Consider the following 25,867-nt stretch of genomic DNA (forward strand, 5'->3'; position numbering starts at 1 on the left):
GGCTTGATCGAAGTTCGAGTACCTCAGCTACGCTCGCGCTTCTTCGCCTTTGCCGCCACGTCTCCGAGGATTCTCTCGACGCTCTCGACATATCGCTCGGTCCCGAATCTTTTTGTTGCGTGTACGAAGCCGCTTTCGGTCAGACGGTCACGAAGCGGTGAATCGCCCTTGAGGCGATCCAGTATGCGCGCCAGTTCGGCGGCATCGCCGGGAGCGCAGAGCAGGCCGTTCTCGCCATCGTCGACGATATCCGTCACGCCGCCCGCACGCGTCGCAACAACGGGCCGTTTCGACAACATGCCTTCGATGATCACGCGGCCAAACGGCTCCGGCATGATCGACGTATGCGTGACCACATCGACCGCTTTCATGCACGCGGCAATGTCATCCTGAAAGCCGAGAAAATGCACGCGGTCCGCAAGCCCGTGTTCGAGTACGAAAGCACGCAGCTCGGCCTCGTACTCGTGTTCTCCAAAAAGCGCCGCGCCAACCAGAACGGCATGCATGTCCGTGCATTCGCGCAACGCTTCGAGCAGTACATGCTGACCCTTCCAGCGTGCAAGACGGCTAAAGCATCCGACGAGAAACGCATCTTGCGGCAAGCCGAACCGTGCTCGCAACTCATGCTGCGCCACCGTTTCGATGCTAGTGAAAGGCTCCGCCGATATGCCGTTGAACACGACATCGAGCCGCTCCTCGCGCAAACGCGTGAGCGCCGTGACCGCGGCCGCCGATGCCGTCGAATTGGCAATGACATGTTCGAGCATGAGCTTGGTGCACCACTTGATGATGGAAAGCTGCGTGCGCCCGAAATGGTCCTCGCTCACGATATCGCGCAGATGCCACACCACGGGGCGCCGCGAGATTAGGCCGGCGATGGCGCCGATCACCATCGCGCGCTGCGTGTTGACGTAGATGACATCGGCATTGCGCGATTTTTCGAGCGTGCCGCGCAGGAGCTTGACGACGCCGCCCACCACGCCCGCGCCGGGACGCGTCATGCCGTCCTTGCGAACATTGCCGAGCGCTTTGCCGTCGAGCACGTCTACCTTGATGCCGACCGCTTCTAGCGCAATGCGAAACGGACCATCGTCGAAAAGAACCGTCTGCACGTCGCCACGCATGTTCTTCACCACTTCGAGCATGGAGAGTTCCGCGCCGCCGAGCGAGCCGCTTTGATCCACGGCAAGCACGCGCAAATCGCTCTTTTCTTCGACCTGAACTTCGGGCTCTGCCGGCAGCGGAGGAAGAACGAAGCGCGGCGCCACGCGTGCGACATGCGCATGGAACTGTTCCCTGAAACGCGCGTTGGAAAAACGCTCTGCGTTCTTGCGACAGTCGGCTGGCTTGAACGTCACCGTGCCGTCTTCGAAGGCCTCGACAGCATCCACGATGGCGTCCGCCGACTGCTCCTGAAAGAACATGCCCGTGGGCTCGGCCTGCGACGCATCGCGCACGGTTTCCAATGCGCCGCCCTTGCCGTAGGCAATCACTGGCGTGCCGCACGCTTGCGCTTCGACCACCGAGATGCCGAAGTCTTCTTCCGCCGCGAAGACGAACGCTTTCGCGCGGCGCATCTTTTCGTGCAGCACGGAGAACGGCTGATACCCCATGATGCGCACGTTGGGCGTAGCCTTCGCACGGATCTTCGCCATGTCCGGGCCCTCGCCGATCACGACGAGCTTGCGCTCAGGCATCTGCGCGAACGCCTCGACGATCAGATCGATCTTCTTATACGGCACCATGCGCGACGCCGTTAAATAAAAATCGTCCTTTTCCTCGCACACGTTGAACGCGGCGACATCGACAGGAGGAAAGATCACTTGCGACGAACGCCGATAAACCTTGTGGATTCGCCGCGCAATGAAAGCCGAATTAGCGATGAAATGATTCACCGAATTCGAGGTACGTATGTCCCAGCTGCGCATGTAATGCAGCGCCATACGTGCGATCAGCGACTTCATGCCCGCAGTGAGATTCGACTGCTTGAGATACTGATGTTGCAGGTCCCATGCGTAGCGTATGGGCGAATGCACGTAACTGACGTGCACCTGATCGGGTCCTGTCAACACACCCTTCGCTACCGCATGGCTGCTCGACAGAATGAGGTCGTAGCCGGACACGTCAAGCTGTTCTATCGCGAGCGGCATGAGCGGCAAATATGCGCGATAGCGCTTCTTCGCGAATGGCAACTTCTGGATGAACGAGGTCTTCGCCTGCTTGCCGCGCAAGAACGCTCTGTCTTCGAGGAAGTCGACGACGCTGAAAATATCCGCGTCCGGAAAGCACGCGATCATCTGTTCCAGCACACGCTCCGCGCCAGCGTAGGTCACGAGCCAGTCATGCACGATAGCGATACGCGGTACACCGTTCGCACGCGCGATACTGCGCTCGCGACGCGGCACAGGCGTCATGGCTGGCGCCGGCTCGTGCAGGAAATGACGCGCTTTCGCGCTCCCCATGAACGCGTCTTCGATATTTGTTTTCATGCGTCACTCCTCGCCTTCAACGGTAAATGATTGCGTCTTCCAAAACGCCCGGCGGCCTTGCGTAACACTGCAAGCAAAAACGCACGCAAGGCCGGCCGCGTCACCACGGACCATCCCGCATCGACGAGTGCGAGCAAGGCGGCAGCGGATATTGCATAGAGCGGATGCGCCATGGCATCGATCAGATAGCCAAGCACCAGCCCCGCGAGCAGAAACGCGAGATGGGCAAGCATGTCGAGCGCAATCGGGGTTGCGCGCACACGGGTCAGCCACAAGAGCACCGCATAGTCCGCAAGCGCTCGCAGGGCAACCACGCTTGCGGCGCCAACCGGCCCGTATCGTTGAATGCCGAACCATAGAAGCGCCACGAAGAACGGCAACTGGAAGAGTCCTGCACGTGCAGCCGAAGCGGGGTTGATCTGCGACTGAATGAGGATGCGCGTGACGCTCGCCTGACCGACGAGCCATACACCGATCACAAGAATGCGGCCTACCGGCGCGCTTGCGATGGCGAGGTCAGCGCCGATCCACACATGCAGGAACGGTTCGAGCACGAGCATCGCGAAGATCGCGAGCGGCGTAAATACGCCATTGAGGAATTCGAGCGATGTCGCGGCCATCTTGCCGGCGTCGCTGCGATCGATCGATGAAAGGCGCGGAAACAGGGTGCGCACCATCGCGTTGGGCAGCATGTTGAGACGCGTGACGAGGTTCTGCGGCACCGTGTAATACGTGACGAAACGCGCGCCGAGATGCGCGCCGAGCAGAACGCGATCGAGCGAATCGGTGAGCATGGAGGTCATCGTTGAGACCAGCATCCAGCCGCCGAAGCGAAAGAGCCCGCCCATAACGGCACGCTTCGGCCAATCGATGCGGCGTATCGCCAGCAGCTTCAGACTCGCTCTTCCAAGCAGAATGGCCGCAAGCAATCTCGCGACGACCGCGGCAGCTAGCACCGTTTGCAGATTGGCCGCGATGAACCACGCAGCACCGAGCGGCAGCAACTGGAACAGGAAAGTGCCGAAGGTCTGATTGGCGTTATAGATGCCGAAGCGTTCCATCGCGTTGATCGCGCCAGCAAAAACCCACGACACATTGGCAATGGGAATGGCGAGCGCGAGAAACGGCAACGCGCGATAAACCTCATGCTGCAAGGCCGGTGCGGAGTGCGCCACATACGCCGTATAGAGAAACGCGCCGAAGTAGATGGCGAGGCCGCCTGCCACGCCCGTCGCGAAGTTGAGCCACACCGCGCTCCAGAAGACCTGCGCGCGCTGTGCCATATCCCCGGCCGCATGCGCTTTCGCTATCTGATGTTGCGCGGCCATGCTCATGCCGAGATCGAGAATCCCGAAGTAGCCGATCAGCGTCCATACGAGACTGATCACGCCATAACGCTCCACGCCTACGAGGTGGATATAGGCAGGCACCGTTGCAAGCGATACGAATGTCGGCAGGATCAACCCGACGAAGTTGATGCCGACGTTCCTGACCATGCTCTTTTCCATCGGTTCCTCGCGACTTCATGTGCCGGGTTTCCAGCGGTACATCATCACCTTGCCTCGTGCGTCTTCCTCGACGAACACCAGGTACTCGCCACCGCCGCGCCTATAGGCGCTCACGCCATTGGGTACGTCCACCCAGCCCGACGCATGACCGACTTCCGCCCCCGGCTTGATTACGCCTACCTCTTTGCCGGAGTCCTTGTCGAACACGTGCACGTCGCCAACAGGCTCGACCGCGAACACGTATTGCCCTTCGACGGTCACACCAATCACGGTCGATAGCGGCTTCTTCTGCGTATCCCACGGCAAGTCGATTGCATAGCGTTGATGCGGGCCGTCGGACCAGTGGTCGTAGCGCACGAGGCGCTTGCCGACCTCTTTCCAATAGCGCTTGTCGTAAGGCGCGTCCGCTGTATAACCGGTGACATAGAGCGTGTCGCTTGCCGCGTCGTAGATCGCGCGGCGCAATTCGGTGAACGGCGCGGGAACGGGGTACGTCTCGATGTTTTCGTAGTCGTAGACAGGATTGCCTTGCTTGTCGAGGCCGCCATAGCGCAGGCGATAAATGCCCTTCACGTCGCTCGTGCGCCAGATGTCGCCTTTGATATCGACCCACCAGCCCCAGCCGCCCGTCATGCGCGCAGTGCCCGGATTACGCTTGAATTCGCTTTCGTCGAAGCGGCCGTTGCCATTGCTATCGCGCCAAATCCACTCGCCGCCTTCGGGGCGGTTCGGCACGTTCTGCACGGGGCGTGGTCTTCCCGCGATAAAGCCCGAGGGAATTGCCAGCTCGCCGTCATGCTTCGCATCGAAGCGATAGATCTTCATGTGATCCGCATACATGTCGGTCAGATACAGGAACGCGCGGCCATCGAGTTTTCTTGCGATAGGCATGCCCGGCCATTGATCGACGTGGAACACCGGATCGTCGGGATACTTGAAGCGGCCCGACAGAAAGCCCGCGTATTTCCAGTCCTGTCCCGCAGGCTTTGACAGATCCAGCTCGAACCGCTTGTTGCCGGTAAAGACGCTATTGGGGCGGCCCGGATCGATCCACGCGCCATCGACGAAAAGAAGCCCTTGCGTCTGCCAACGCAACGCGCCATTGGCGGCATAGCTTTCCAGCGTCGCGCCAAGACCGGCGCCCGTCGAACCCGTGCGTGGCCCTATTCCGTTCGTCGACACGTAGACGTTGCCAGCGGCATCGACACCCACGCCTGTCAGGCCATTGAAGCGACGCGGGCCCGGCGTTCCCGCAACGCCGGAGAAGATGCCGCCGCGCTCGCCCAACGCGCCAGCTTCGTGATAAGCATTCGCCTTGCGTATAAAGAACAACACTTGCTGACGCGGCCCGTTATCGGCTACAAGCAGACGCCCTTCTCTGTCGATGGCGATATCCACCGCGCTGCTATCGGCATTCAACCGCGGCGCATCGTCCAATAACGCGCCCGATGCGGCGTAATGCGCGATGCGCGGATGATCGCCATTGCTCTCCACGATCGCCCATAAGGAACCATCCGCCGACAGCGCGATTTTCCCCGGCTGCGGCGCGCTCCATTGCGCTTCCTTTTGCATCGACTGCGCGTCATAGACTTCGATGCAATTCAGCGCCGTGTTCGCCACATAAAGCCTTGTTTCGCTTGCAGCAAGACCGCTTACGTCCTGTCGTGCGTCGTTCGACTCGTTGATCGTGAGGAAGCTGCGCGCCAGCGTGGCGCGCGGGTCCTTTTCTTCCAATGCACTCGCACCGAAAGGCACGGGACGCTTGACGTCGTTGATATCGCGACGCGATACGCCCCACCACTGCTTGCCCGCAGGCGGCCACACGCCTTGCTTGACGAGCCGGCCTCGTTCGTTACCTACGCCGACGGCGACAAATACATAGCGCGAATTCACTGCAACGGCATTGCCGCCGGAAGCGCCCCATCCATGCGTGCCGCCGGCGTAACTCGACATGCGGCCATCGCGATACACGCTCGCTTCCGCGCCGCTTTCGTCCCACGGCGCATTGGTGAACACGCGGCCATCGGGCGCAACGGCAATCGCCGTGATGTTGATCTGCGTCCATGTGCCGTCGCCAAAGCCCGACGTATTGCCTATCCACGATGTCTTTGCATCGAGCACGGGCGGCGTCGCGAATGCGCCAGCCGCCACGCACGCGAGCGGCAAACAGATCAGCTTGCAAACGGAAGTGAAGAACGAATGACGCCGCAACGGGGCCTCCGATAAAACTGCGTGCACGCCGGGTGCGCTCGATGCATCGGGACGTCGTCTGGTCGCATCAACGAGAAGAGTCGCGGTCCGACGCTTTGCAGGTTAGAGGCCAAATAAAGCTAAAAAAACGAAAAATATTCGTCTGCTAAATGGCATTCGCATGGCTTAAGAAACGTCTTTTCCTAAGCGCCGAATGGCGCGCTCATTAAAAATTGCTAAAGGTTTTTTTCCGATTTCTTTTGCCTAGAATCGCCTCATGACATCACCGACGAGGTAACACCATGGCCACGCAGAACAAGGCGATCATCACCGGAGTATCGGGGCAGGACGGCGCGTATCTTGCCAAGCTGCTGCTCGACAAAGGTTACGAAGTGGTCGGTACGTATCGGCGCACGAGCTCGGTGAATTTCTGGCGTATCGCGGAACTCGGTATAGACCGGCATCCGAAGCTCAAGCTGGTTGAGCACGATCTGACCGATCTTGGTTCGAACCTGCGTCTGCTCGAATCCGCCGAAGCAAGCGAGCTCTATAACCTCGCGGCGCAAAGCTTCGTGGGCGTCTCCTTCGATCAGCCTTCGACGACCGCGGGCGTCACGGGCTTAGGCGCACTCAATCTGCTCGAAGCCGTGCGCGTGATCGATCCGACGATCCGCTATTACCAGGCATCGACATCGGAGATGTTCGGCAAGGTGCAGGCGATTCCGCAATCGGAGGAGACGCCCTTTTATCCGCGTAGCCCATATGGTGTGGCCAAGCTGTTCGCTCATTGGACGACGATCAATTATCGCGAGTCGTACAACATCTTCGGATGCAGCGGCATCTTGTTCAATCACGAATCGCCGTTGCGTGGCCGTGAATTCGTCACGCGCAAGATAACGGATACGGTTGCAAAAATAAAGCTCGGCAAGGAAGAGTTGCTCGAGCTTGGCAATCTCGACGCAAAGCGCGACTGGGGCTTTGCCGCCGAATACGTGGAAGGCATGTGGCGCATGCTGCAGGCGAGCGAGCCCGATACTTATGTGCTCGCCACCAATCGCACGGAGACGGTACGCGACTTCGTGCGCATGGCATTTGCCGCAGCGGGTTATCAACTTGAATGGGCCGGTAAAGGCGAGCGCGAACGCGGTATCGACATATCGACGGGACGCACGCTGGTGCGCGTGAACCCGAAGTTCTATCGTCCGGCGGAAGTGGATTTGTTGATTGGCAGCGCGGACAAGGCACGCGAAAAGCTGGGCTGGCATCCCACGACCACGCTCGAAGCGCTCTGCCAGATGATGGTTGAAGCGGACCTGAAGCGTAACGAATTGCAGCCTACCTTCTGAACGCCCATGCCTCGTCGCGCACTCATAACCGGGCTCTCCGGCTTTACGGGCCGCCACATGGCGGCGCATTTGATGAACGCAGGCTACGACGTCTGGGGCACCACGTCCGCTTCGCCGGAAGCCGATGTCCCCAATGTCGTCGGCCTGCCCGTCGATCTGCTCGACGCTGACGCCCTCAAGTCATTCGTCGCCGATGCGCGGCCCGATGTCGTCGTGCACCTGGCGGGCGCGGCGCATGTCACGGGCAACACGCCGAGCACGACTTATCTCGTGAATATCGTCGGCACGCGTAACCTGCTTGCCGCGCTCGCCGCGCTCGACCGCAAGCCGCGCGCGGTCTTGCTTGCAAGCACGGCCAATGTGTATGGCAACGCAGTGGTGGAAGTGATCGATGAAGATGTCGATATCAAGCCCGCCAACGACTATGCGGTCAGCAAGCTCGCGATGGAACAGGCATCGCGGCTATGGATGGACCGGTTGCCGATCTTCTTCGTGCGGCCGTTCAACTATACGGGCGTGGGGCAAAGCGAAGACTATGTGTTGCCGAAGATCGTCGGGCACTACGCACGGCATGAAGCGCGCATCTCGCTCGGCAATCTGAATGTGTCGCGCGACTTCTCTGATGTACGGGACGTGGTGGCCGCCTATGCGAAATTGCTCGAAGCGGCGCCTGCGGGTGAGACGTTCAATATCTGCTCCGGGCGTAGTCATTCGCTTGGCGAGGTGCTTGAAATGCTTGCGCGCATAGCCGGCTACAAGATCGATGTATTCGTCGATCCGCGTTTCTTGAGACGCAATGAGATCGCGCGGCTCGTCGGGTCCAATCGCAAGTTGCGGCGGGTGATCGGGCAAGTGCCGGCTACACCGATCGATCGCACGTTGGAGTGGATGTACGAGTATATGAGCACGCGAGTAGCGGTCTGATTTGCGCTTGAGCGTCGATTAAAAGCGCTTCGGCGGTTATCCGCGGAAGCGCTTTATCGTTTTTCAATGCACCGGTCCCGCGTCAATCGCTTCCTCATAAACCGCAGCCACGCGCCGCGCAATCACGCCGCGATCGAAATGTTCCCACGCGTAACGCCTGCAATCCGCCTCGCTCGGGAGATCGAGCGATCCATCGAACGCGGCGATCAGTCCATCGGCGATAGCATCCGCGCCGGTCGATGCCAGCACGAGGTCCTCCGATAGTCCACGTACCGCTTCTGGCAAGCCACCAACCGGCGTAACCAGCACCGGCGTTCCCGAAGCCAGCGATTCCACGGTAATCAAGCCGAAACCTTCCAGCGCGACTGTCGGCACGATACTCACATCGGCGGAACGATAAAGCGCGGCGAGCTGCTCATCGGGCACGAAGCCGAGCAGGCGCACGTTATCCTGTAAGCCCGCTGCATCGATACGCTGCTGCAACTCATCCGCAAGCCGGCCTTTGCCCGCGATCAGCAGTAGCACATCGGGGATCTTCGCTTTCACGCGCGTCATCGCGTCGATCAGCGATTCGAGTCCCATGCGCCGCACGAGCCGCCGCACCGCGAGCACGATCGGTCTTCCCACCGGCAATTGCAGACGCCTGCGCGCTTCGGTGCGCGTCATCTTAAGGTCGAATTGCGCAACGTCCACGCAGCCCGGCACCACGCGAATGCGCTCTTCCGGCACGCCATAGCGCGTGCTCAAAATCTGCCCGAACGCTTCCGACAAGACGATCAGCCGCGAAGAACGCGCATACACGCGCCGCTCCAGCATGAACTTCGCGCGCTGCCCGAACGAGTCGGCGCCTTCCACATGACTCTCATCCGCCCAAGGCCCCTGAAAATGCGATACCTGCGCGATGCCGCGCGTCACATCGAGACCAGGAAACGTATAAAGCGCGAAGTGCGAGGAGACGACATCGGGACGCTCACTCTTCAAGGTATCGCGCAATGCGTTGCGCGCATTCATCAGGCGTCGCGGCAACGACTGCGCGGCGGGACCGAAGCCGCGAATCGCGCCGCCCGTATCGACAGCCACTCGAGGCGAGCCCGCGACCACGCCGCGCACTTCGACGCCCGCTGCGGGCAGCGCACCGACCAGCGTGTAATACATGCGATCGAGTCCGCCCGCGCGCTCGGGGAACCAATGCATACCGATTTGCAGGGACTTGATAGTGTGCGTGCTCATGTGTGGGTCCAAGGTCGGGTTAGTCTCGGGATAAGCTCGGGATAATCTCGGGTTGAGCGGTCAGACGCCTGTTTGCGCGGAGGTTGCAGCAAGCGGGGCGGGTGAACGCTCACGCTGCGCGAAGCTGCGATAAAGGTCGAGGTAACGACGCGCCATGCGCGCCCAGTTGAAATTGGTCGCGAGTTGCGTCGCCGCTTCGCCCATTTCGGCGCGACGTGCGGGCGAATGCGCCAACGTATCGATGGCGCGTGCGAGTGCCAGTTCATCGTCGGGATCGTCGAGCACGATGCCGCACGTGTCGCCTATGATCTCCGCGCCTCCAGCCGTTTGCGCCGTCACCACGGGAAGACCCGCTGCAAGCGCTTCGAGCAGCGAAAGACTCATGGCTTCGTAACGCGAGGGAAACACGAAGACATCGACGGAATGCATCAAGGTCGGCATGTCCTTGACGAGCCCGAGAAAATGCACGCGGTCCGCAATGCCGAGAATGCGCGCCTGCTCCGGATAAGGACTGCCCGGCAGATAACCCGCCACGACGAGCTGCACGCTACGCGGCAGACCCACCAGCGCTTGTAGCACCGTTTGAAGGTTTTTGCGCGGCGTGCGCAAGTCGCCGACGAAGAGCAACAGGCATGCGTCATCGGGGAGACTGAACATCGCGCGGTTCTTGCTCGCATGCGAGAAAGCGGCCGTGTCCACGCCGTTATAAACCACTTCGACACGATTTCGCTCTATACCGCCCGCGCGTATCTCCTCGGCCACTTTCTCCGATACCGCCGCGATCACACGCGAGCGTCGATAAGCCCATCCTTCGAGCCACGCATTCATGCGGCTATAGATCACCTGATACGCCGACCAGACACCTCCGCTCAAGCGAAACGGATAATACGGGCTACGCGTCCAGCCGCCATGGACGAAGTGCGCGGTGTTCACGTCGGCCCTTGCCCACGTGATGAAGCCATTCACGTGCAGGACATCGTATTCATCGCGATGCGTGCGCAACCACCAGGCGCTCTTGATGGCGAAGACCTGTTGCTTGAGCAGCCGCGTCGGCCAGTAGCGGCCCGCTGTCACGCGCACCCAGCGCAATCGCGGGTTTTGCAGCAGTTCGGGCGCAACATGCGACGCAATCAGCGTCACGTCATGCCCTTCCGCGAGCGCCGCGCGTGCAATCTCGTAGTTGACGCGCCCCTGGCCGTCGTTATGACGCACGACGTGCGTGACGATCGCGATCTTCATCGGCTTGACCTCGTGATGGAAGGAGAAAACGTGGCGCGCCGGCGCGTGAGCTTGGCATGATGGCGCGCGGCGATGATCGAAAAGAGGCTCATGAACAGCAACGATCCGCCCGTGCTGACGAAGGTGTTCGCGAACACGAGAATGCCGACCATCGAAAATGAAAGACTCAGGCACGCTTGCGCGAACTTGTCGTCGCGCAGGGAAAATGAAGCGCGTAATGCACGCACGAGCAAGAGGCCCACGCCCGCGACATACATCAATCCTCCGGGCCAGCCGAGCACGAACGGCACGTTCATGAGACCGCTATCGAAGCTGCCGTATTTGCCAAGATCACCGTTTGCGCTCGCGAGTTTCGTCGAGGTTCCGGTAGCGCCAAAACCTTCGCCGGTGACATCGGTGAAGGCGGTGACCATGAAGTTCGCATAGAACTCGTTGCGTGCGGCGTAGCTGCTGTCGTCGCTCAGGTTGGTCATGGTCTGCAGACGCGTGCCCAGACGGTCGGCAATCGGGCCGACGGTCATCAAAGGGATCGAGATTCCGACGAGCACGATGGCGCCAAGCAGTATCCGCAAGCGCACGCGGTTGCTTGCCTTGATGAGCTGCAACACCATCGAGATGATCCATCCGCCCCACGCCGAGCGCACGAGCGAAAGACCGAACGATACGAAGCCGAGACCGCCCGCGATCCATTTGACGCGCTGCGTGCCCGCCATCACGAAGGTCAGCGCGGCCATGACCACGAGCGCAAACGGCCCTGACGAGTTCATCGTGCTGAATACACGCACGCCGAGCGGCACCGGCTCGCCTTGCGAGTTCATCTGCGAGCCGATCATCCACATGGCGTCCCACGGCGGCATGACGAAGAATTGCACGATGCCGTATGCGCCCATGATGAAGAGGCCCCACACGAACGTATCGAGCATGACCTTGCGATACGTCGGATACTCGTGCGCATTCACGAGAATGTGAAAGCCGATCAGCACCGGATAAAGCCAGTTGGCGAGGTCGTAAGTGGCGGCCATCGGCCCGCTCGCAGCCACCCCGATGAGATACGCATACGCGATACCGAGCAGCATCAGCAGCACCGGCAGGCCGCGCCGTTGCGCAAGCACGCGATATTGCCGCAAGAGCGTGATGCCGCAGATCATCGTGACGACGAGTGGCGCAATCTGAATGAGACTCGTCGGCGTGAAGCCGCCCTTGCCCCAGTCCGCGAGACGCCGCACTTCGGGGCTCAGAAACCAGACCCACCACATGAAGCCCACATAACGCGCAGGACTCTTGAAGTAGAGCCATAGCGCTGCAAGCGTGGCCATCAACGGGAAGGCGAGCGTGAGCACGGTGCCTTGCTTGGCGAGCACGAGCAGCGTCGTCAAGCCCCAGACGATGGCTTGCGCGGTCCACTCCGGTGCGCCCTTGCGCGTGTGCGTCGAGTCCTCGCTGACCTTGCCGATGCGACCGGCGAGATCGCGTGGGGCGCGTGGGGAATGAGGAAGCGTGGGTGCGGTCATCGCATCAACTCGTGCGGTGCGTCGGTTGTGAACGCGTATGCATGTTGCGTCCGAACGAAGGACGCAGCGCCTCACGCGTAATCCTCACGTGCTGCAGCGCGAATTCCCGCGTGGTGTAGTCCTGCTCGATGAAATGCCGCAGCGCCGCTTGTGCGCGATGAAGCGCAAGCGCCGGGTTCGAGCGCATGTCATCGAGCGCGCGGCGCATGGCGGCGGAATCGTGCGCGGGCACATAGGCGACATGTCCTGCGCCGAAGTAGTCGCGCAGGCCACCGACATCGGTGACGATCACGGGCTTGCCAAGCGCGATGGCTTCGAGCAGCACCGTCAGCCCCGAGGCATGCGTATTCGCGCGCAATGGCACGACGATCACGTCGGCCCAATCGTAGACCTCGCGCGCGGCCTTGAGACCGATTGCAGGCGCCACATGAACATTCGACGCACGCAAGGCCGCCGGCACCCGGCGACGCGTTGCAATTCGCACTTCATAGCGCGCGTCGTTGCGAAACGCGGCGGCAAGCGTCGGCCAGTCGCGGTCACGGTCATTGCCAATTGCGCCGATGCGCACCGGCGCGTGCGGCGTCCATTCGCGCGGCTCTTGCACCGTGAAGTCCTGCATGTTCAGACCATAGAAGACTTGGGTCGCTTCACGGTCGAAGTATTCGCGCACCAGCGCTGCATTCACGCTGGAATGCGTGGTGAGAATATCGGCCCTGTCGATCAGCTTGCGATACACCCAGCGACGTAACGCGCCATAACCCGCCCACTTGTCGAGCAACCAGATCGACTGCGCGAGCAAGAGCGGCGAGCCTGGCGACTGCTTGCGCCGGCCTTTGAGAAGCAGCAACAGCGCGACCGAAAGATGCTCGTGCTCCGTATGCGTCCATACGACATCCGAGGACAAGATGTCATCGCGATTGCGCCACGTATGAATGAAGTCGAACCCTACGATCGCCTTAAGCGCGCGCCGCAAGATGCGCATCGGCTTACCTTCGGCGGCATCGCGTGAATAGGAAAGCACGAACTCCGGCGATTCGGCATGGTGATAGCCGTAGAGGCAGCCGATCTTGTCGCCGGAACGGTAGTGCCGTGGGTCCGCGCCATGAAAGAGATGCACGTGCACGTGAGTCATAGCGTCCTCGCGGCATGAATGGATTGCGTGGCGTCATCGCGCGAATGTCGTGCATCGCGGCGCGCTTCATATGCGCCTCGTCGGACCGCGCGCCAGCGTTGCCATGCGCGCGGCAATCCGAAACGCGCGGCAGCAAGCGCGTGCAGCGCACCCGGATACACGCGCGTACCGATCAACGCATACCAAAGCCACGCGACCTCGCGATCGAACGATGCCAGTTGTTCGCTCAGGATCAGGTGGAAGTTGTAGGCCGCGTCCTTTAATGCGTTGAGCGTTTGCGCGTCGCGGCGATCATCGTCGAAACGTTCTGCCGGGAAGTGATCCACCGCGATCAGCGGGTCGTACATCACATGCCATCCCGCGCGCTCCACGCTCATGCTGAACGCCATGTCGTTATGCACTTGCGCGCCCGCGCCGCGCAAACGCGTATCGAAGCGCAGCATCGCCACGGCCACGCGCCGATAGCTCATGTTCGCACCCTTCAGCATGCGTACACGGCGCGCCGCGCCCACGCCGAGATGATGATTGCCGACAATGCGCCCCGTGCGCCGGATCACGCCCACCTCCTCGCGCGACGCATCCAGCACGCGGCCTTTCTCGTGGACCCAGTCGCGTCCGCCGATTGCGCCGAGCTGCGTATCGCGCGCGAATGCCGTGACGATGCGCGCGGTCCAGTCGGGGCGCGGCGCCGCATCGTCGTCCGTGATGGCGATGATGTCGCCCTGCGCGGCCTCCAGCCCGCGATTGAGTGCGGCGACCTGGCCGCCCGCGCCGGTATCGATCACGCGCAACGTAAAGCCGTTCGCGCTTTTCATCTCGATGGCGAGACGTCGCGCGGTCGCATCGTCTTCCGGACGCGCAATGACCAGCACTTCATCGGGCAAATGCGTCTGCGCGCGCAGTGCGGCAAGACAGCGCTTGAGGTCCGCCGGGCGCCGATAAGTCGGCACCACCACGGAAACTTTCAGAGTCATGGCTCGTTCCTCTCGAATCGACTTCATGCGCTCAAATATTCTTCCGTGCTCGCGTAATGCGAGCGCCCGTAGCCGCGTGCCCGCAATGGCGTGCCATTGAGAATCGCGCCCTGCACCGCGATTCCCGCCGTGCGCAAACGGCGCGTGGCTTCGCTGATCTCCGCTTCGTTATGTGCGCCGGAGCGCAGCACGAGGAAGTTGGCGCCCGCGAGCTTGCCGACGATCAGCGCATCCGTGACTGCGAGCACCGGCGGCGTATCGACGATGATTGCGTCGTACGCGCGGCTCAGGCCATCGAGATACTGCTGAAGACGCGGCGACATCAATAGCTCCGAAGGATTCTCCGGACGCTTGCCCGCGGCAAGGAACCCGAGCGATGGAATGCGCGTCGTGCGTATCGCTTCTTCGAGCCCGATGTTCCCCGCAAGCAACTCGGCAAGACCCGGCACGCGTTCGCCGTCGAAGGAACGTTCGAGCTTACCGCGTCGCATGTCGGCGTCGATCAGCAAGACTTTCTTGCCGGTCGCCGCGAGCAGCACGGCAAGATTCACCGCCAGAAAGCTCTTGCCGACGCCTGCTGCTGGCCCCGTGAACATGACGACGCGATTGCGCGATTCCATCAACGCGAATTGAATCGACGTGCGCAGGCTGCGCATGATCTCGACGGTGACATCGTTCGGACGCATGGTCGCGAGGATCGGCGTCTCGCGCAGTCGATCGCCACGGTTCTGATAGCGGCGCGCGTCGGTATCGAACTTGATCTGTTCCGCGCTTTGCGGCACGAGGCCGAAGATAGGCAATGCAGCGACACGTTCGAGTCTTTCCGGATCGTCGATGCCCTTGAAGATTGCGCGCCGCGCAAACACGAAACCCGTGCCGAGGATCAAGCCGAGAATCACGGCCGCCGACATGATGAGCACTTTCTTCGGCTTAACCGGATCGCCCGGACGCAGCGCGGCATCCACGATATGCACGTTGCCACCCGTTCCCGCGCGCTGCACGGACAATTCCTGCACGCGATTGAGCAGCAGCACGTAGATGTCTTCGGCCACTTTGGCATCGCGCTGCAAGGCGACCGCCTTCACTTCGGATTGCGGCAGATCGCGAAAACGCGATGCATAACGTTCGCGTTGCGCTTCGAGTTGCGAGAGCTGATCGCGCGCGGTCTGCAACGCGGGATGCGCGTTACCGTAACGCTGCTCGAGTGACGAAATCTGCAAACGTAGCGCGGAAATCTGCGCTTCATAATTGATGCTGCCTTCGAGATAGACCTTGGCTTCGTCGCTTGCGTTGATGACGCCCGCTTGCCTTTGATACTCGGTCAAAGCCGCTTCCGCGCGCTGAAGATCGGACTTCAGACGCGGCTCTTCGCTGCGCAGGAATTCGAGCATCTTGCTGGCGTCGGCCTGCTTACTCTCGATATGCTGACGCAGATAAGACTGCGCAAGCGCATTGGCGATTTCCGCCGCCTTGTCCGGATTCTGATTTTCGAGCGATATTTGAATCACGCCGGTCTGCTTGCCTTGCTCCGTCACCGTGATCCCCGATTGAAACGCGCCGATGGCGCTCAGGTCGTTCGCGCGCATTACCTTGAACTGCGTGCCGGGGCGCGCCACGAGCTTCGTCACCAGCAGCGTCACGCCATTGCCGCTTGCGCTTGCGCCGGCCCTGCCTTGCAAGAGCGCATGACCGTCCGGATCGACGAGCGAAAAACGTTCATCGCCGAGTGCGGTGAGGATCAGGTCCTTGCCTTCGTAGCGCGGCTCGACATCGACGGAATCGACGTCGATCACCTCGCCACCCCACGCGTATTTCGTCATGCCGAACCAAGGTTTCGCGGGCTGGCCGGGCGTCGCGAACCGCGCCGCGATGCTGCCGAAAAACGGCATCGTCATGGGCGATACCGCGAAGTTCAGCTTGCATTGATCGACCACCGGCGCGACCACGCCACGGCTCTTGATGATCTCTATTTCCGCATCCGTCGGCAGCGCGCTCGATCCGCTGTTGATGGCCTGACCCGTCTGCGTCTGCGTCAGCGCTTGCGACGTGTTGTCGTTGGTCTCGACGCGCACGTGCGCGTCGGCGGAGTAGATGGGCCGCGCGAGATAGCAGTACACAGCCGCCGCCGCGATGACGAAAGCAGCGACGCCGATCAGCCACCAGATATCGTCGATCACGGCCTGGATCAGATTGCCGAGGACCACGTCCTCTTCATCCGGCTTTTGCAAATAAGGATGAGCTTGCATATCCACGATTCGGCTCCCGCCACGGGTAATGGTTGAAACGCTCAGCGCGTCAGTTGCTTCAGGTAGAAGATCGTCTGCAGCGTCGGCAGCACCTGATTGATCAGGCGATTGAACTGCACCGCGCCGGCCGTTCCGACATAGACCACGTCTTGCGGACGAAGCTGAAACTGCGTCGACAGCAAGAGCGAATCCGGTTGCGACATGTCCAGGCGATAGATGTCCGGCTGCGAAGGATTCGCACGCACGCCGCGCACGACATAAATCTGGCGCACGTTGGCGTCGGTATCGAGCACGCCGCCCGCTTGCGTGAGCGCATCCGCAATCGATGCACGGCCGCGCACCATGTTCACCGGCATCGGCGTCTTCACTTCACCCATCACGAAGATGCGGCTGTCGTAGCGGTCCGGGATGTTGAGGATGTCGCCCGATTGCAGCATGACGTTCTGCGAGACATCACCGCGATCGAGCATGCCGTTTGCATCGAGTACATAGAGCTTGCCGCCGCGCGTGAGGCGCACGCGCTGCAGGTCGGCTTCTGTCGTCGTGCCGCCAGAACGCGTGATGGCATCGACGAGCGTGAGCGGTACATCGCTCACGGCGAGCGGACCCGGCGTCTTCACTTCGCCCGTCACCGCGATCTTTTGACTGCGATAGGCCAGCACGCGCACATCGAGCTGCGGGTTCTTGATATACGGCGAGAGCTTGGCCGCGAGTTCGTCGCGAATCTCGCCGACGGTCTTGCCCGCCACACGCGTCTTGCCGATGAACGGAAAGAAGATGTAGCCGTCCGCGGAGACCGTCTGACCGTATGGATCGGCCTGTCCCGGCAAAGCCTGCGTATAAGGCTGCGCCAGCGCGCCCGCGACGGTTTGCGTGGTGTTGCCGCCCATCGACAGGGTGCTGCCTTGCGGCGTCGTCAGTTCGGGGTGATCCCAGAGCGTTACGCCTAGAATGTCCTGCGGCGCCACGCGATAAACGTATTGCGATTCGTCGGCGAAGCGCGCGGGCGGCAAGGGTTGCGCGACTTCAGGCGCGGTCATTTCCTCTGCGACGACTTGCGCCGTGATCAGACGCACGGGATAGGTCGCGGTCGGCGTGGGGTCGTTGTCCTGCAGACGCGATGTGTTCAGGAAGTTTCCCGGTGTGGCGGCACATCCGGCAATCAAGGCCGACAAAAAGGTCGTCAGCAAAATCGAGTACTTAGACAAGCGCGAAATCAGCATATTTTGTTTAGCCATCCAAGGACCAGACGTTCGATGAGTCCGACACTCTCCCGATAAGCGGCTTCATGGCCGCCATACGGGTCTGTCACCTCCGAGTCTTCCCACTTGCCTAAGAGATGCACCTTGCCGCGCGTCGTGGGCGCGAGTCGTGAAATCGCATCGATCTGTTTGCGCTCGGGCACGAGGATCAATTCGGCATCGCGCGCCATTTGACGATTGAAGCGGCGCGAGCGATGCCCCGACGAATCCAGCCCGAGTTCGGCGAGCAGACGCTGCATGGTCGGGTCGATGTCGTCGCCTTCATGCGCATAGAGACCCGCCGAACGAAACTCGATCGGACGGCCACCGCGCCGCGCGAGATGCGCACGAAAGAGCGCTTCGGCGGCGGGGCTTCTGCAGATGTTGGCGTGACAGACGATCAATACGCTTCCGAACATGCGCGCGCTCTAGGCCACGCTCGCCGTCACGTCACGTTCGACGTGGCGCACGCCGCGCCCGATCGCGTGATACTCGATGCCCATTTCCTGGAGGGTTTCCGGCTCGTAAAGATTGCGGCCATCGAAGATCACGGGTGTCTTGAGACGTCGCTTGATCGCGTCGAAATCAGGACTCTTGAAGACTTTCCATTCGGTGACGATCACGAGTGCATCCGCGCCGTCGAGCGCTTGCTTGTGATTGTTCGCATACGTGAGACGTCCGAGCGCATCGGGCTTGTCGTGCAGGTCGATGGCAAAGACGCGGCGCGCCTCATCCACGGCGACGGGATCGTAAGCCACGATGGATGCGCCGCGTTCGAGCAACGCAGCGGCCAGCACGCGGCTCGGCGCATCGCGCATGTCGTCGGTATTGGGCTTGAACGCAAGTCCCCAAAGCGCGATGGTGCGTCCCGTGAGATCGTCGCCGAAACGTTCGACGATCTTGCGCGTGAGCGTATCTTTCTGCGCCTCGTTGACGTTCGAGACCGCCTTGAGAATGCTCATCTCATGGCCGAATTCCGTCGCGGTCTGGATCAGCGAACGTACGTCCTTCGGAAAGCACGAACCGCCATAGCCGCAGCCCGCGTACAGAAAGTCATAACCGATACGCGGGTCCGAACCGATGCCGCGCCGCACCGCTTCGATATCGGCGCCCACACGGTCCGCGAAATTCGCGAGCTCGTTCATGAAAGAGATGCGCGTGGCGAGCATTGCGTTGGCCGCATACTTCGTGAATTCCGCCGACTGCACGTCCATGTAGAGCGTGCGTTCGTGATTGCGGTTGAATGGCGCATAGAGGCGCTTCATGCGATCGCGGGCGCGCTCGCCGGGCACGTCGTCGTCGCAACCAATCACGATGCGGTCGGGCCGCGTGAAGTCTTCTATCGCCGCGCCTTCCTTGAGGAACTCGGGGTTCGAGACCACCGAGAACATGTGATCGACGCCGCGTCCGGCCAACTCGGTTTCTATCGCAGCCTTCACGCGTCGAGCGGTGCCAACCGGAACGGTGGATTTATCGACGACGACCTTGAAGCCGTTCATATAGCGGCCGATATCGCGCGCGGCGCCGAGCACGTATTGCAAATCGGCGGAGCCGTCTTCGTCGGATGGCGTACCCACCGCGATAAACAGCATCTCGCCATGTTCGACCGCCTGCTGCACATTTGACGAAAACGAGAGCCGCCCCGCTTCGCGATTGCGATCGATCACTTCCTTGAGTCCCGGCTCGTGGATCGGAATTCCGCCGCTGTTGAGAATGGCGATCTTGCGTCGATCGACGTCGAGACACAGTACTTCATTGCCGATGTCCGCGAGGCATGCGCCGGTTACGAGCCCCACGTAGCCGCTGCCGATGATCGTCAGTTTCATGGTCCTGCTCCAGGTAGTGAAAATATCGTTGCATCGCTAACTACTTTGTCTGCCGATTAATACGCGTTTGCGCCTGCAAAGCCCTTCCACAGCGTCAGCGCGACGATCTTCATGTCGAGTCCGAAGGTCCAGTGCTGCATGTAGTAGAGATCCAGCTTTACGCGTCCCGACATCTTTTCGATGCGATCCGTCTCGCCGCGATAGCCGTTCACTTGCGCCCATCCCGTGATGCCCGGCTTGATGCGGTAGCGATGCATGTAGCCTTTGACGAGGTCCTTGTAGATATCGTCATGTTCGAGCGCGTGCGGCCGCGGCCCGACCACCGACATCTCGCCGCGCAGCACATTGATGAACTGCGGAAGCTCATCCAGACTCGTGCGCCGCAGGAACGCCCCGACCTTCGTCACGCGCTTGTCGCCGCGACGCGCTTGCGTTATTTGCCCGCTCGCTTCGGTGTGTACCTTCATCGAACGAAACTTGTAGATCTCGAACTCGTATCCGTCGATTCCTTTGCGCTTTTGCTTGAAAAACACCGGTCCAGGCGACGAGAGCTTCACCATCAACGCGATCACCGCGAGCAACGGCGCCATGCCAAGTAGCACCAGAGCGGCGAAGACGCGATCGAAGACGAGCTTGGGAAGCACTTTCACATCCGTGATCGGCGATGCCGCCAGGTTGATCGCGGGCACGCCGAGCAAATCCACCACCGCGTTGCTGAAGAACGAGAGGCTGCGGACATCCGGAATGAAGCGCACGTTCACGAAGTCGTCGCGAAACTCGTTCACGAGGCGGTGAATGGTCTGCTCTTCGGAAATCGGCAAGGCAAGCCATAGTTCGCGAATCGCACGGCCGCGCACACGCTTGGTCAATTCCGCGAGATCGCGTTCGATAGGCACGCCCTTGAAGGCATCGCCTTGCAAGGGTGAATCGTTTGCGTCGAGTTGCAAGTCGAAGACGAGCACGGGGCTAAAGCCCGCTTCGGGACGATTGCGCATCTGGCCAATCAGGAACTTCGCATAAGGCGCCGAGCCGACGATAGCCACCGTCTTCTGATTGAAGCCTTCGCGGCGGATAAACCTGAGCGCCGTATAAATCACGGTCTTGGTGACGATCAACAAACCGATGGTCGACGCAGCCCAGTAAATCAGCCACAAGCGCGACAGCGACTCCGCGCGATGAATGCTGAAGGTGAGCAGCACGCCCGCGCTTTCGACCAGAATCCAAGCCGCGATCAAGCGCAGCAGCAGGTCATAGAACGGCTTGCCGCGCCATGATTGATAGATGCCGAGAGACGGAAACGTCATCACCATCAGCACGCATGAAAACGCGAGCATGGTGCCTTCCACGTCGTCGACCCATACGAAAGCGCCCGCATAGAGCGACGCGCCGAGCGCTGCGCCCAGCACCGCCATGGCAATGTCGACGACTCTCGATAGCACGCTCAGCATCGCTTTACCCCTGGAAGAAAGATCGCCCGCATATTCGTCTTGTCGCGGATGGAGTCGCCAGCAAATTGCTTGGGTGCTCTTGTCCATCCGCTGTTCAGGCATATGGAATCGGAATAATTAAGGCGCCGCAACCGCGAAAATATGTCTGCGTGTTCAGCCTGATTTTTTTAGAATTATTTGCTCAAGACCCCCTTGCTGGACGGGGCTTTGCAGGCATCGGCTCGCTTAGCAAAAAATATTCGGGCACTCGAACGCATGACAGTCGAGGTTGCTTTCAACGAATAAATGCAGCGCCGCGTCATGATTTTTTTGTTTTAACGTCTCTTTTGCTGCGTGCTAAAAATTGCCTTACCGAATCAGGCGATCAACGCCAGGAGGCTTTTCATGAACGCTTCAGATACCGTGCTCGCCACGGTCGCCGCAGATACGCGCCTAGCCATTCAACCCGTGATCCTTGCAGGTGGTTCGGGCACGCGTCTTTGGCCAATGTCGCGCGAACATTTTCCCAAGCAGCTCATCGGTCTCATTGGCGAGCAGTCGTTGCTGCAGGCCACTGCCAATCGGCTCGATGGTCTTGGCTCGGTGTCCGCGGAGAAGACGTTGCGCGTGGCGGATGCCATCATCGTGTGCAATGAGGAGCATCGCTTCACGACGGCTGAACAACTGCGCGGGCAAGGCCGGCGCGCGCGGCTCGTACTCGAACCCGTGCCGCGCAACACGGCGCCCGCGCTGACTGCAGCGGCCATTCATGCGTCACGCGCAGGCGAAGATGCAGTGCTCGTCGTCATGCCCGCCGATCATGTGGTTGCAAATCAGGACGAGTTTCATCGAGCGATTGCGACCGGCGCGCAATGCGCGGAGCAAGGGGCGATCGTCACCTTGAGTGTCGTGCCTTCGCATGCGGAAACGGGCTACGGCTATATCAAGAGCGGCGAAGCTCTGCCGTGCGGCGCGTGGAAGCTGGAGCGCTTCGTCGAAAAGCCGCATCTCGAACTCGCGCGTCAGTATCTAGAATCGGGCGAATATGGCTGGAATGCCGGCATTTTCATCGTGCGCGCATCGACTTGGGTTGCAGCTATCGAACACTATCAGCCGGCTATTCATGCAGCGTGCGTCGCGGCATTCGATAAAGGCAGCGACGATGGCGAGTTCTTCCGGCTGGATCGCGATTCGTTCGCGGCGTCGCCGTCGGATTCGATCGACTATGCGGTGATGGAGCAACTTGCGGGTGAACGCGCCACGGAGGCCTTCACGGGTGCTGTCGTGCCGCTCGACGCAGGCTGGTCCGATGTCGGCTCATGGGATGCGATCTGGAACATATTGCCTAAGGACGATTCCTCGAATGTCGCGCGCGGACGCGTGATGTTCCAGGGCGCTTCATCGACTTATGCGCATTCCGAAGGGCGGCTGATTGCGTGCGTGGGTACGCAAAATCTCGTGGTGGTCGAAACGGCCGATGCAATCCTCGTTGCCGATAAATCTTGCGCGCAAGACGTTAAGGCAATTGTCGGGCGCATCAAGTCCGAGCGCGGCACGGAGGCTGCGGATCATCGCAAGGTGCACCGGCCGTGGGGACATTACGATTCGGTCGATCAGGGCGACCGCTTCCAGGTCAAGCGCATTGTCGTCAAACCGGGCGCGCGCCTCTCATTGCAGATGCATCATCATCGCGCCGAGCATTGGGTCGTGGTGCGGGGAACGGCGCTCGTCACACGGGGAACGGAAACGTTCATTCTGGCCGAGAACGAGTCGACGTATATCCCTATCGGCATTCAACACAGGCTGGAAAATCCGGGGAAGATGCCGCTTGAAATCATCGAGGTGCAGTCGGGGACTTATCTCGGCGAAGACGACATAGTGCGATTCGAAGATACTTACGGCAGAAATTAAGCTCTAAGCAAGAGCGCGCGGGCCAGCCTTTAGAAGCTGGTCCGCGCGTTCGTATTTTTAGTCGCGCATCTCGAGCGTCATGCGCTCGACCGGTCGCTCTTCAGGCTGCATGACTTGAGCGGACTCCATGTCCACTTCATCGGGTGTATCGCCGCGCGTGGCTTCGGCCGCGATCCAGCGCCGCGCCCATTCGAGCGCATACGTGCGCGCTTCATCCGACGAAGCGAAGCGCGGCCCGATCAAACCGGAACGCTCGATACGCCGCCCGTCTTTCACGATTTCCGCCCAGCCGCGAAACATGTTGCCGGACACCGGCCGCGCGATGGGATAGATGTTGTAGCCGCGCGCATCGACGACCGGCGGACACGCCGGTTCAAAGGGCAACGGCGCCTCGTACGGCCGCGCGGGACGCGATGCGCGCATGCGCCTGACCGTCAGCACGGACGCATTGGCTTGCGCCACGTCGCGCGCTTCCGGCAGACGCCGTGGCGTGCTCGCGAGACTGTTGAACGGCAAGGCGCCCGGCGTTTGCCACGACTCCGGGTTCTGCCAAAACACACCGCGCAGACGGTCACATTCGTACGCCACGGGCGCAGGACGCGGCGCCGCTTCGGTGACCGGCTGACGCGGTACATAGGCGAAAGAACGGCCCGCGTTCGCCAGTACCTTGACGATCTCGATGAGAATGCCGTTCAGTTGCCATTCGACGAAACGGCGCCGGCAGGTTGGAACCGTTGGGTAATGGCTTGGCAATCTGGACCAGGTTTCGCCTGTGGTGAGAATCCACAACACGGCATTGACTACTGTACGTGGATGGGCTTTGGGACGCCCGCGCCTATGCTCGCGGACTTCGCTCTCTCCTATGATTTGGGAGACCAATACCCACTCTTCATTGCTGAGTTCGCTAAAAAACATTGCTTTGCTCCATGCAGTCGACTGCGCTGCGGATATCGGTCTGCGTACTGGTCAAGCACTGACGACGAAGCACAAACCCCGGCTTTGTCAGCACGCGAACGAAGGATCTCGAGGTACTCGCAAACGTTTGCTCGAACAACAAAATGGTGCATTCGTCCGATTCGGTTTTCGCTCTTGGTGCAGCAATTTAACCAAACCGGCGCACGACGCGTAGTCCAGCTCGTGTATGAAGAATATGTGCAGGAAGCATACCATTACTATGGTTTGTCCGAATATGACAACACAAGACTTTTTGAGCGAAACTTAGCAGTTTTTTCACTAAGACCTAAAGCATGGGCTAGCGCGGCAGGACGGCATTCTTTAGCGCAAAAAATAATCTTTGTGAAGCGCTAAAAAAACCTTGGTGCTCAAGTGCTTCAGCGTGCTTCCCCGCCGCTTAATTCGGCATTGGCCGGACCTTGCACTGACACCCGCATAAAGCGCCGATTCTTGAGCCGTAAAATCGGTGCTTCGATAAAACGCCACGAAAGCCGCGCCAAACTCCACGTCAGCGCAAACGACGCAAGTACGCAAAGAAAACGCGCCCACCATGGAACACCCGACGCGCCAAACAACGCCTTGACGCTCGCGCTCTTGTAGAAGTCGGGAATGAAGCCGTGGTAAAGATAAAATCCATAGCTAATCTTTCCTAGCGCCGCCAATGGCGCCCACTCAAGCACGCGCAAGAGCGGACCGCTTGCGCTACATGCTATCGCGCAAACGAGCATTGCGATACATGCGCCATAGAGAACATACAGCGCGGTGTATGAATAGGGATTGGCCAAGCGCTCCCACTCGGGTTCCTGAAAACACAAGAGCGCGATCACCGTAGAGATAATGACGACCGCGTAAAGCGGCGCGCGCAAGCGACTGCGCTTGACGAACGCGGCTCCTATACCCCCAAGCGCAAGCAACCAAAAATTGGTTAGCGGATGCGTATAAATCGCAATCGGTGAGTCGTGCAGCGCCTTCATGGTAAAGAGCGAGCCCACCCCAAGCGCAAGCACCAGCCAGCATATGCGCCCGTGCCAATCTGCCCGAAGGCCAAGCAACAGTGGCGCGAAGACGATATAAAACTGCTCCTCGATCGAGAGGCTCCATAAGTGTGAATAACGGCCCGGCCACGCGTGCAGCACATCCGCAATCCAGAAGTTCGACAAATAGGCGAAGTGATACGGCATGCCGCCCGCCAACTCGGGGCCGGCGAAACCCATGGTCATCAGCACCGCAAGCGTGGCGAGCAGCAGATAGTAGATCGGGAAAATGCGCAACGTCCGCCGATACAGAAAGCGTTTCAACTCCGCGCCGAACGTACTCGTGCCTGCATCGATATACCGTCGCTGTGTCGTCAATATGTCGGTGATCAAAAATCCGCTTAGCGCAAAAAATATCCATACGCCCAGATGGCCCAAGCCGGTTCCTTCGGCCATTGCCTTGTGATGAAGAAACACCAGGAACACGGCGATGCCGCGCAGGCCGTCGAAGCCGCGAATTTTCTCGTTCATCTTTGCACGATCTTGTCTGGTAGATAGGTGGCAGCTTAAGAATAGAAGGGATAAAAATAAAAAAATCCCTTTGTACTTTTCTTGTGTGCTTGAGCCTTGGGCTGAAGCCGCTAAAGCTGCCGCTACCGTGCACCGGAAATATTTCCTAACAAGCCGAGCTATTTCTTCCCAATTTTTTAGATCGACCATCGAGCTCGAGCGCGTGCGACTAAAC

Annotated in this window: 18 protein-coding genes; 3 read left to right on the forward strand and 15 right to left on the reverse strand. The window is 60.3% G+C overall.

Translation table 11 applies throughout. From position 1 onward, the window contains the following. Positions 1-23 precede the first annotated feature (23 nt). Genes NCR40_RS23355 through NCR40_RS23365 form a run of 3 tightly spaced genes read right to left on the reverse strand, consistent with a single transcriptional unit; the run spans position 24 to position 6,208 of the window. The gene (locus NCR40_RS23355) at positions 24-2,462 is read right to left on the reverse strand and encodes a glycosyltransferase family 4 protein (protein WP_502801019.1); all 2,439 of its coding nucleotides are present in this window, start codon (positions 2,460-2,462) and stop codon (positions 24-26) included. Positions 2,463-2,485: 23 nt separating this feature from the next. After that, positions 2,486-3,997, reverse strand: coding sequence for an oligosaccharide flippase family protein (locus NCR40_RS23360; RefSeq protein WP_250510787.1), 1,512 nt, complete (start codon positions 3,995-3,997; stop codon positions 2,486-2,488). Positions 3,998-4,012: 15 nt separating this feature from the next. After that, positions 4,013-6,208: an NHL repeat-containing protein gene (locus NCR40_RS23365; RefSeq protein WP_502801017.1), complete on the reverse strand. Its 2,196-nt coding sequence runs from the start codon at positions 6,206-6,208 to the stop codon at positions 4,013-4,015. A 281-nt stretch (positions 6,209-6,489) separates the two neighbouring features. Here NCR40_RS23365 and gmd point away from each other — a divergent pair, with 281 nt between their 5' ends. Together gmd and NCR40_RS23375 are read left to right on the forward strand one after the other, a co-directional pair. After that, on the forward strand, positions 6,490-7,533 hold the full coding sequence (gene gmd / locus NCR40_RS23370; RefSeq protein ID WP_244829983.1) for a GDP-mannose 4,6-dehydratase: 1,044 nt from the start codon (positions 6,490-6,492) through the stop codon (positions 7,531-7,533). A 6-nt stretch (positions 7,534-7,539) separates the two neighbouring features. Beyond that, positions 7,540-8,457, forward strand: a complete 918-nt coding sequence (locus tag NCR40_RS23375) for a GDP-mannose 4,6-dehydratase (protein WP_250510788.1) — start codon at positions 7,540-7,542, stop codon at positions 8,455-8,457. A gap of 63 nt (positions 8,458-8,520) precedes the next feature. Here the strand turns inward: NCR40_RS23375 and NCR40_RS23380 are convergent, their stop codons facing one another. The 10 genes from NCR40_RS23380 to NCR40_RS23425 are packed head-to-tail and all read right to left on the reverse strand — an operon-like array spanning position 8,521 to position 21,304. After that, the gene (locus NCR40_RS23380; protein WP_250510789.1) at positions 8,521-9,687 is read right to left on the reverse strand and encodes a glycosyltransferase family 4 protein; all 1,167 of its coding nucleotides are present in this window, start codon (positions 9,685-9,687) and stop codon (positions 8,521-8,523) included. Between the two features lie 60 nt (positions 9,688-9,747). Next, the gene (locus tag NCR40_RS23385; protein ID WP_250494217.1) at positions 9,748-10,926 is read right to left on the reverse strand and encodes a glycosyltransferase family 4 protein; all 1,179 of its coding nucleotides are present in this window, start codon (positions 10,924-10,926) and stop codon (positions 9,748-9,750) included. Beyond that, on the reverse strand, positions 10,923-12,437 hold the full coding sequence (locus NCR40_RS23390; protein WP_250510790.1) for a glucose-6-phosphate isomerase: 1,515 nt from the start codon (positions 12,435-12,437) through the stop codon (positions 10,923-10,925). The genes NCR40_RS23385 and NCR40_RS23390 overlap by 4 nt, the downstream gene beginning before the upstream one ends. Before the next feature lie 4 nt (positions 12,438-12,441). After that, on the reverse strand, positions 12,442-13,569 hold the full coding sequence (locus NCR40_RS23395; protein ID WP_250510791.1) for a glycosyltransferase: 1,128 nt from the start codon (positions 13,567-13,569) through the stop codon (positions 12,442-12,444). Further along, a complete protein-coding gene (locus NCR40_RS23400; RefSeq protein ID WP_250510856.1) occupies positions 13,566-14,537 on the reverse strand; it encodes a glycosyltransferase family 2 protein in 972 nt (323 codons plus the stop codon). The genes NCR40_RS23395 and NCR40_RS23400 overlap by 4 nt, the downstream gene beginning before the upstream one ends. A 29-nt stretch (positions 14,538-14,566) precedes the next feature. Then, positions 14,567-16,798 carry a polysaccharide biosynthesis tyrosine autokinase gene (locus NCR40_RS23405; RefSeq protein WP_502801020.1) on the reverse strand — a complete coding sequence of 744 codons (2,232 nt, stop codon included), beginning with the start codon at positions 16,796-16,798 and terminating at the stop codon, positions 14,567-14,569. Positions 16,799-16,830: 32 nt separating this feature from the next. Next, a complete protein-coding gene (locus NCR40_RS23410) occupies positions 16,831-18,027 on the reverse strand; it encodes a polysaccharide biosynthesis/export family protein (RefSeq protein ID WP_370652230.1) in 1,197 nt (398 codons plus the stop codon). Then, complete coding sequence (locus NCR40_RS23415; protein WP_250510792.1) at positions 18,006-18,449, reverse strand: low molecular weight protein-tyrosine-phosphatase; 444 nt, start codon at positions 18,447-18,449, stop codon at positions 18,006-18,008. The genes NCR40_RS23410 and NCR40_RS23415 overlap by 22 nt, the downstream gene beginning before the upstream one ends. Positions 18,450-18,458: 9 nt before the next feature. Next, complete coding sequence (locus NCR40_RS23420; RefSeq protein ID WP_250468654.1) at positions 18,459-19,856, reverse strand: UDP-glucose dehydrogenase family protein; 1,398 nt, start codon at positions 19,854-19,856, stop codon at positions 18,459-18,461. Between the two features lie 56 nt (positions 19,857-19,912). Continuing rightward, the gene (locus NCR40_RS23425; protein ID WP_250510793.1) at positions 19,913-21,304 is read right to left on the reverse strand and encodes an undecaprenyl-phosphate glucose phosphotransferase; all 1,392 of its coding nucleotides are present in this window, start codon (positions 21,302-21,304) and stop codon (positions 19,913-19,915) included. Between the two features lie 384 nt (positions 21,305-21,688). On the opposite strand from NCR40_RS23425, the gene NCR40_RS23430 reads away from it, so the two are divergent. After that, the gene (locus NCR40_RS23430; protein ID WP_250510794.1) at positions 21,689-23,194 is read left to right on the forward strand and encodes a mannose-1-phosphate guanylyltransferase/mannose-6-phosphate isomerase; all 1,506 of its coding nucleotides are present in this window, start codon (positions 21,689-21,691) and stop codon (positions 23,192-23,194) included. A gap of 57 nt (positions 23,195-23,251) precedes the next feature. Here NCR40_RS23430 and NCR40_RS23435 read toward each other — a convergent pair whose 3' ends face one another. Next, positions 23,252-24,109, reverse strand: a complete 858-nt coding sequence (locus tag NCR40_RS23435; RefSeq protein WP_250494223.1) for a DUF6566 family protein — start codon at positions 24,107-24,109, stop codon at positions 23,252-23,254. A gap of 416 nt (positions 24,110-24,525) precedes the next feature. Then, positions 24,526-25,842, reverse strand: coding sequence for an acyltransferase family protein (locus NCR40_RS23440; protein WP_250510795.1), 1,317 nt, complete (start codon positions 25,840-25,842; stop codon positions 24,526-24,528). Between the last annotated feature and the right edge of the window lie 25 nt (positions 25,843-25,867).

It is taken from the genome of Caballeronia sp. GACF4, assembly GCF_023631025.1.
Taxonomy (GTDB): Bacteria; Pseudomonadota; Gammaproteobacteria; order Burkholderiales; family Burkholderiaceae; genus Caballeronia.

What these genes read in the sequence shown, in the direction of transcription:
- NCR40_RS23410 (WP_370652230.1), bottom strand. Translation starts at nt 18,027, where the DNA reads ATGGCTAAACAAAATATGCTGATTTCGCGCTTGTCTAAGTACTCGATT.
- gmd (WP_244829983.1), top strand. Translation starts at nt 6,490, where the DNA reads ATGGCCACGCAGAACAAGGCGATCATCACCGGAGTATCGGGGCAGGAC.
- NCR40_RS23355 (WP_502801019.1), bottom strand. Translation starts at nt 2,462, where the DNA reads ATGGGGAGCGCGAAAGCGCGTCATTTCCTGCACGAGCCGGCGCCAGCC.
- NCR40_RS23415 (WP_250510792.1), bottom strand. Translation starts at nt 18,449, where the DNA reads ATGTTCGGAAGCGTATTGATCGTCTGTCACGCCAACATCTGCAGAAGC.
- NCR40_RS23375 (WP_250510788.1), top strand. Translation starts at nt 7,540, where the DNA reads ATGCCTCGTCGCGCACTCATAACCGGGCTCTCCGGCTTTACGGGCCGC.
- NCR40_RS23385 (WP_250494217.1), bottom strand. Translation starts at nt 10,926, where the DNA reads ATGAAGATCGCGATCGTCACGCACGTCGTGCGTCATAACGACGGCCAG.
- NCR40_RS23420 (WP_250468654.1), bottom strand. Translation starts at nt 19,856, where the DNA reads ATGAAACTGACGATCATCGGCAGCGGCTACGTGGGGCTCGTAACCGGC.
- NCR40_RS23390 (WP_250510790.1), bottom strand. Translation starts at nt 12,437, where the DNA reads ATGACCGCACCCACGCTTCCTCATTCCCCACGCGCCCCACGCGATCTC.
- NCR40_RS23425 (WP_250510793.1), bottom strand. Translation starts at nt 21,304, where the DNA reads ATGCTGAGCGTGCTATCGAGAGTCGTCGACATTGCCATGGCGGTGCTG.
- NCR40_RS23380 (WP_250510789.1), bottom strand. Translation starts at nt 9,687, where the DNA reads ATGAGCACGCACACTATCAAGTCCCTGCAAATCGGTATGCATTGGTTC.
- NCR40_RS23395 (WP_250510791.1), bottom strand. Translation starts at nt 13,569, where the DNA reads ATGACTCACGTGCACGTGCATCTCTTTCATGGCGCGGACCCACGGCAC.
- NCR40_RS23435 (WP_250494223.1), bottom strand. Translation starts at nt 24,109, where the DNA reads ATGTTTTTTAGCGAACTCAGCAATGAAGAGTGGGTATTGGTCTCCCAA.
- NCR40_RS23430 (WP_250510794.1), top strand. Translation starts at nt 21,689, where the DNA reads ATGAACGCTTCAGATACCGTGCTCGCCACGGTCGCCGCAGATACGCGC.
- NCR40_RS23360 (WP_250510787.1), bottom strand. Translation starts at nt 3,997, where the DNA reads ATGGAAAAGAGCATGGTCAGGAACGTCGGCATCAACTTCGTCGGGTTG.
- NCR40_RS23440 (WP_250510795.1), bottom strand. Translation starts at nt 25,842, where the DNA reads ATGGTCGATCTAAAAAATTGGGAAGAAATAGCTCGGCTTGTTAGGAAA.